This is a genomic window from Rhodococcus sp. T7, assembly GCF_009872365.1.
GTDB lineage: Bacteria > Actinomycetota > Actinomycetes > Mycobacteriales > Mycobacteriaceae > Rhodococcus_F.
In genome coordinates, this window is record NZ_WXYH01000186.1 from 1 (window position 1) to 2,207 (window position 2,207).

1 protein-coding gene is annotated in these 2,207 nt (G+C 66.2%); it reads left to right on the forward strand.

The window, feature by feature from the left end:
* A partial coding sequence (aceE, locus tag MLGJGCBP_RS18460; protein WP_201453120.1) for a pyruvate dehydrogenase (acetyl-transferring), homodimeric type occupies nucleotides 1-2,207 on the forward strand: 2,207 nt, incomplete at both ends.

Consider the following 2,207-nt stretch of genomic DNA (forward strand, 5'->3'; position numbering starts at 1 on the left):
CGCGTCATCCGTGAGGGTGTTGCGTCGTATCTGCCGGATATCGATCCGGATGAGACCACGGAGTGGTTGGAATCGTTCGATGGTTTGTTGGACCGGTCCGGTCCGACTCGTGCCCGGTATCTGATGTTGCGGATGCTCGAGCGGGCCGGGGAGAAGCACGTCGCTCTGCCGGCGTTGACGTCGACCGATTATGTGAACACCATCCCGACGGAGAACGAGCCGTGGTTCCCCGGTGATGAGGAGGTCGAGCGCCGGTACCGGGCGTTCATCCGGTGGAACGCGGCGGTGATGGTGACCCGCGCGCAGCGCCCCGGGGTGGGTGTCGGTGGCCACATCTCGACGTATGCGTCGTCGGCGGCCCTGTACGAGGTGGGGTTCAACCACTTCTTCCGCGGCAAGGACCACCCCGGTGGTGGCGATCAGATCTTCATCCAGGGCCACGCCTCCCCCGGCATCTACGCCCGCGCCTTTTTGGAGGGCCGGATCCCGGCGGAGCGGATGGACGGGTTCCGGCAGGAACACTCGCACGCCGACCAGGGCGGCGGGCTGCCGTCGTACCCGCACCCGCGGCTGCTGCCGGATTTCTGGGAGTTCCCGACCGTGTCGATGGGTCTGGGCCCGATGAACGCGATCTACCAGGCCCGGTTCAACCATTACCTGCACGACCGCGGCCTCAAGGACACCGCCGACCAGCACGTGTGGGCGTTTTTGGGTGACGGCGAGATGGACGAACCCGAATCGCGGGGTCTCGCGCACGTCGCGGCCACCGAAGGTTTGGACAATTTGACGTTCGTGGTGAACTGCAACCTGCAGCGCCTCGACGGCCCGGTCCGCGGCAACGGCAAGATCATCCAGGAGTTGGAGTCGTTCTTCCGCGGCGCCGGCTGGAACGTGATCAAGGTGGTCTGGGGCCGCGAGTGGGACGCCCTGCTGCACGCCGACCGGGACGGGGCCCTGGTGAACCTGATGAACGTCACCCCGGACGGCGACTACCAAACGTACAAGGCCAACGACGGCGGGTACGTGCGGGAGCACTTCTTCGGCCGGGACCCGCGGACCAAGGAGCTGGTGGCGAACCTGTCCGATCAGGACATCTGGAACCTCAAACGCGGCGGCCACGACTACCGCAAGATCTACGCCGCCTATGCGGCGGCGATGGCGCACAAGGGTCAGCCGACGGTGATCCTGGCGCACACCATCAAGGGGTACACCCTGGGCAAGCACTTCGAGGGCCGCAACGCCACCCACCAGATGAAGAAGCTGACCCTCGACGATCTGAAGAATTTCCGGGACCTGCAGCGGATCCCGATCTCCGACGCCGAGTTGGAGAAGGACCCGAAGATGCCGCCGTACTACCACCCCGGCCCCGATGCCCCGGAGATCCAGTACATGCTGGACCGCCGCAAAGCCTTGGGTGGGTTCCTGCCGCAGCGCCGGACCTCGCCGGCGCCGTTGCCGCAGCCGGCGGACTCCACCTATGACGTGGTCCGCAAGGGCTCCGGCAAGCAGCAGGTCGCGACCACCATGGCGTTGGTGCGGATCATGAAGGAGCTGTTGCGGGACAAGGAGATCGGGAAGCGGATCGTGCCGATCATCCCGGACGAGGCCCGCACCTTCGGGATGGACTCCTGGTTCCCGTCGCTGAAGATCTACAACCGCAACGGGCAGCTGTACACGGCGGTGGATGCGGAGCTGATGCTGGCGTACAAGGAGTCCGAGATCGGGCAGATCCTGCACGAGGGCATCAACGAGGCCGGCTCGACGGCCTCGTTCACCGCGGTCGGCACCTCCTACGCCACGCACGGTGAGCCGATGATCCCGCTGTACATCTTCTACTCGATGTTCGGGTTCCAGCGCACCGGCGACGGCCTGTGGGCGGCCGCGGATCAGATGGCCCGCGGCTTCGTCCTCGGTGCCACCGCCGGCCGCACCACCCTCACCGGCGAAGGGTTGCAGCACGCCGACGGGCACTCCCTGCTGCTGGCCTCGACCAACCCCGCCGCCGTCGCCTACGATCCGGCGTTCTCCTACGAGATCGCGCACATCGTCAAGGACGGGCTGCGCCGGATGTACGGCGGCACCGAGGGCGTGGACGGGTTCGGTGGTGAGGACATCTTCTACTACATCACCCTCTACAACGAGCCCTACTCCCAGCCCGCCGAACCGGAGAACCTGAACGTCGAGGGCCTCCTCAAGGGCATGTACCT